The following is a 5,310-nucleotide window of genomic DNA, read 5'->3' as shown; positions in this document are numbered from 1 at the left end:
AAGATTGTCCGGCGGTGTCCTACTCTCCCACACCCTCCCGAGTGCAGTACCATCGGCGCTGGAGGGCTTAGCTTCCGGGTTCGGAATGTGACCGGGCGTTTCCCCTCCGCCATGACCGCCGTAACTCTATCGACATGTCAAACAACACCACCACGTGGTCTGTTGTTCGTTTGTCGGGAGTTGCACAGTGGACGCGTAGCAGCTTAGTAGTCAAGTCCTCGGCCTATTAGTACCGGTCAACTGAACCCGTTACCGGGCTTACATTTCCGGCCTATCAACCCAGTCGTCTAGCTGGGGGCCTTACCCACCCCGAAGAGTGGTGGGATACCTCATCTTGAAGCGAGCTTCCCGCTTAGATGCTTTCAGCGGTTATCCCTTCCGAACGTAGCTAACCAGCCGTGCCCCTGGCGGGACAACTGGCACACCAGAGGTTCGTCCGTCCCGGTCCTCTCGTACTAGGGACAGCCCTTCTCAAGTATCCTACGCGCACGGCGGATAGGGACCGAACTGTCTCACGACGTTCTAAACCCAGCTCGCGTACCGCTTTAATGGGCGAACAGCCCAACCCTTGGGACCTGCTACAGCCCCAGGATGCGACGAGCCGACATCGAGGTGCCAAACCATCCCGTCGATATGGACTCTTGGGGAAGATCAGCCTGTTATCCCCGGGGTACCTTTTATCCGTTGAGCGACACCGCTTCCACATGCCAGTGCCGGATCACTAGTCCCGACTTTCGTCCCTGCTCGACCCGTCAGTCTCACAGTCAAGCTCCCTTGTGCACTTGCACTCAACACCTGATTGCCAACCAGGCTGAGGGAACCTTTGGGCGCCTCCGTTACCCTTTAGGAGGCAACCGCCCCAGTTAAACTACCCACCAGACACTGTCCCTGAACCGGATAACGGTCCGAAGTTAGATACCCAAACCAACCAGAGTGGTATTTCAAGATTGCCTCCACCCATACTGGCGTATGGACTTCACCGGCTCCCACCTATCCTACACAAGCTAATTCGGATACCAATGTCAAGCTATAGTAAAGGTCCCGGGGTCTTTCCGTCCTGCCGCGCGTAACGAGCATCTTTACTCGTAGTGCAATTTCGCCGGGCCTGTGGTTGAGACAGTGGGGAAGTCGTTACGCCATTCGTGCAGGTCGGAACTTACCCGACAAGGAATTTCGCTACCTTAGGATGGTTATAGTTACCACCGCCGTTTACTGGCGCTTAAGTTCTCCGCTTCGCCCCGAAGAGCTAACAGGTCCCCTTAACGTTCCAGCACCGGGCAGGCGTCAGTCCATATACATCGAATTACTTCTTCGCATGGACCTGTGTTTTTAGTAAACAGTCGCTTCCCCCTGCTCTCTGCGGCCATACAACGCTCCACCCGCGCGGGGCTTCACGTCTCCGGCCCCCCTTCTCCCTAAGTTACGGGGGCAATTTGCCGAGTTCCTTAACCACAGTTCACCCGATCGCCTCGGTATTCTCTACCTGACCACCTGTGTCGGTTTGGGGTACGGGCCGCTCGGAACTCGCTAGAGGCTTTTCTCGGCAGCATAGGATCACTGACTTCACCTGAATCGGCTCGGCATCACGTCTCAGCCTTATATGTGCTGCGGATTTGCCTACAGCACGGCCTACACGCTTACCCCGGCACAACCACCGGCCGGGCTCAGCTACCTTCCTGCGTCACCCCATCGCTTGACTACTACCCGCCAGGTTCCCACGCTCCCCAACTCTGATCCGAAGACCTCGGCCGGTTCGGGTGGTTAGCACAACGAGGTTCATCAGGGTCGCTCCTACGCGGGTACGGGAATATCAACCCGTTGTCCATCGACTACGCCTCTCGGCCTCGCCTTAGGTCCCGACTCACCCAGGGCGGAATAACCTGGCCCTGGAACCCTTGGTCATCCGGCGGAAGGGTTTCTCACCCTTCTTTCGCTACTCATGCCTGCATTCTCACTCGTGCCGCGTCCACAACTAGGTCACCCCGTTGCTTCACCCACGGCACGACGCTCCCCTACCCACCCACACACCTGCACCCAGCATCAAGACCGGGCGAGATAAAAGTGTGAGTGCCACAGCTTCGGCGGTGTGCTTGAGCCCCGCTACATTGTCGGCGCGGAACCACTTGACCAGTGAGCTATTACGCACTCTTTAAAGGGTGGCTGCTTCTAAGCCAACCTCCTGGTTGTCTATGCGACCCCACATCCTTTTCCACTTAGCACACGCTTAGGGGCCTTAGCTGGTGATCTGGGCTGTTTCCCTCTCGACTACGAAGCTTATCCCCCGCAGTCTCACTGCCGCGCTCTCACTTACCGGCATTCGGAGTTTGGCTGATTTCGGTAAGCTTGTAGGCCCCCTAGACCATCCAGTGCTCTACCTCCGGCAAGAAACACGCGACGCTGCACCTAAATGCATTTCGGGGAGAACCAGCTATCACGGAGTTTGATTGGCCTTTCACCCCTAACCACAGGTCATCCCCCAACTTTTCAACGTTGGTGGGTTCGGCCCTCCACGCGGTCTTACCCGCGCTTCAGCCTGCCCATGGCTAGATCACTCCGCTTCGGGTCTAGAGCATGCGACTCAAACGCCCTATTCAGACTCGCTTTCGCTACGGCTCCCCCACACGGGTTAACCTCGCCACATGCCACTAACTCGCAGGCTCATTCTTCAAAAGGCACGCCGTCACCCCGTAAGGCTCCGACGGATTGTAGGCGAACGGTTTCAGGTACTATTTCACTCCCCTCCCGGGGTACTTTTCACCATTCCCTCACGGTACTCGTCCGCTATCGGTCACCAGGAAGTATTCAGGCTTACCAGGTGGTCCTGGCAGATTCACGGCAGATTTCAGGAGTCCGCCGCTACTCGGGAACACCCACAGAAGACCAGCCACTTTCACCTACCGGACTATCACCGTCTACGGTCAGCCATTCCAGACTGTTCGACTAGCAACTGATTTTGTAACTCCTCGAGTATGTGTCAGCACACTCAGCAGGGTCCCACAACCCCGACCACGCAACCCCTGACAGGTATCACACGCAGCCGGTTTAGCCTCAATCCGCTTTCGCTCGCCACTACTCACGGAATCACTATTTGTTTTCTCTTCCTACGGGTACTGAGATGTTTCACTTCCCCGCGTTCCCCCCACACACCCTATGTGTTCAGGTGTGGGTGACTGGACATGACTCCAGCCAGGTTTCCCCATTCGGACACCCTGGGATCACAGCTTGGTTGACAGCTCCCCCAGGCCTATCGCGGCCTCCCACGTCCTTCATCGGCTCCTGGTGCCAAGGCATCCACCGTTCGCCCTTGACAACTTGACCACAAAGATGCTCGCGTCCACTGTGCAATTCTCAACAAACGACCAACCCACAACCCACCAGCCCCACACCTACAACCCCACACGGGATCACGGTTTGCGGGACCAGGCCATGCCTGGCAACCACCCCCACCCACAGGTGAGGACATGGCTCCGAAAGAGACAACCACACAGTTGTTCTTTCAGGACCCAACAGGGTGCTCAGCACTCGGCCCCAGCCGCACCAGACCACCGTTCCTACACCCCCACAGGGGCGTGTACTAGACGACCTGGCCGTTGCCAGAACCGAACTCACCAGTGTCTCCGCCTATGAGCACCCCGACCCGACATTCGCGGACCGCGGGCTCCATACCGTCTTTCAACGGATGGTGCTCCTTAGAAAGGAGGTGATCCAGCCGCACCTTCCGGTACGGCTACCTTGTTACGACTTCGTCCCAATCGCCAGCCCCACCTTCGACGGCTCCCTCCACAAGGGTTGGGCCACCGGCTTCGGGTGTTGCCGACTTTCGTGACGTGACGGGCGGTGTGTACAAGGCCCGGGAACGTATTCACCGCAGCGTTGCTGATCTGCGATTACTAGCGACTCCGACTTCACGGGGTCGAGTTGCAGACCCCGATCCGAACTGAGACCGGCTTTTTGGGATTCGCTCCACCTCACGGTATCGCAGCCCATTGTACCGGCCATTGTAGCATGCGTGAAGCCCTGGACATAAGGGGCATGATGACTTGACGTCATCCCCACCTTCCTCCGAGTTGACCCCGGCAGTCTTCGATGAGTCCCCGCCATAACGCGCTGGCAACATCGAACGAGGGTTGCGCTCGTTGCGGGACTTAACCCAACATCTCACGACACGAGCTGACGACAGCCATGCACCACCTGTCACCGGCCCCGAAGGACCCCACATCTCTGCAGGATTTCCGGCGATGTCAAACCCAGGTAAGGTTCTTCGCGTTGCATCGAATTAATCCGCATGCTCCGCCGCTTGTGCGGGCCCCCGTCAATTCCTTTGAGTTTTAGCCTTGCGGCCGTACTCCCCAGGCGGGGCGCTTAATGCGTTAGCTGCGGCACAGGGAACCGGAGAGGCCCCCCACACCTAGCGCCCAACGTTTACAGCGTGGACTACCAGGGTATCTAATCCTGTTCGCTCCCCACGCTTTCGCTCCTCAGCGTCAGTATCGGCCCAGAGACCCGCCTTCGCCACCGGTGTTCCTCCTGATATCTGCGCATTTCACCGCTACACCAGGAATTCCAGTCTCCCCTACCGAACTCTAGCCTGCCCGTATCGACTGCAGGCCCGCAGTTGAGCTGCGGGTTTTCACAGTCGACGCGACAAACCGCCTACGAGCTCTTTACGCCCAATAAATCCGGACAACGCTCGCGCCCTACGTCTTACCGCGGCTGCTGGCACGTAGTTGGCCGGCGCTTCTTCTGCAGGTACCGTCACTTGCGCTTCGTCCCTGCTGAAAGAGGTTTACAACCCGAAGGCCGTCATCCCTCACGCGGCGTCGCTGCATCAGGCTTCCGCCCATTGTGCAATATTCCCCACTGCTGCCTCCCGTAGGAGTCTGGGCCGTGTCTCAGTCCCAGTGTGGCCGGTCGCCCTCTCAGGCCGGCTACCCGTCGTCGCCTTGGTAGGCCATCACCCCACCAACAAGCTGATAGGCCGCGAGCCCATCCCAGGCCGAAAAACTTTCCACCAAACACCATGCGATGTCAGGTCATATTCGGTATTAGCCCCGGTTTCCCGGGGTTATCCCAAAGCCTAGGGCAGGTTGCTCACGTGTTACTCACCCGTTCGCCGCTCGAGTACCCCGAAGGGCCTTTCCGCTCGACTTGCATGTGTTAAGCACGCCGCCAGCGTTCGTCCTGAGCCAGGATCAAACTCTCCAACAAAAACCTTGTCGGACAATATTGTCCCAGCAACAAAATGTTGCCAAAGGAATCCCCACCAGCAAACCCACCAAAGCAGGCCCACCAGCACGGGGTATAAAACAA

The 5,310-nt window shown here is 58.0% G+C and carries 3 rRNA genes; all 3 read right to left on the bottom strand.

Annotated elements, in window-relative coordinates:
• Window positions 1–6 precede the first annotated feature (6 nt).
• The 3 genes from rrf to ACNAW0_RS29855 all read right to left on the bottom strand — a co-directional run bounded on the left by rrf (window position 7) and on the right by ACNAW0_RS29855 (window position 5,208).
• Window positions 7–123, bottom strand: a 5S ribosomal RNA gene (rrf, locus tag ACNAW0_RS29865).
• An 83-nt stretch (window positions 124–206) separates the two neighbouring features.
• A 23S ribosomal RNA gene (locus ACNAW0_RS29860) occupies window positions 207–3,318 on the bottom strand.
• Between the two features lie 375 nt (window positions 3,319–3,693).
• Window positions 3,694–5,208: ribosomal RNA gene (locus tag ACNAW0_RS29855) — 16S ribosomal RNA — on the bottom strand.
• The 16S, 23S and 5S rRNA genes sit together here, the layout of an rRNA operon.
• Window positions 5,209–5,310: the final 102 nt, after the last annotated feature.

This window comes from Micromonospora sp. SL1-18, assembly GCF_047921505.1.
Classification (GTDB): Bacteria; Actinomycetota; Actinomycetes; order Mycobacteriales; family Micromonosporaceae; genus Micromonospora.
The sequence above is the reverse complement of the archived record's forward strand: the minus strand, read 5'-3'. Positions and strand labels throughout refer to the sequence as shown.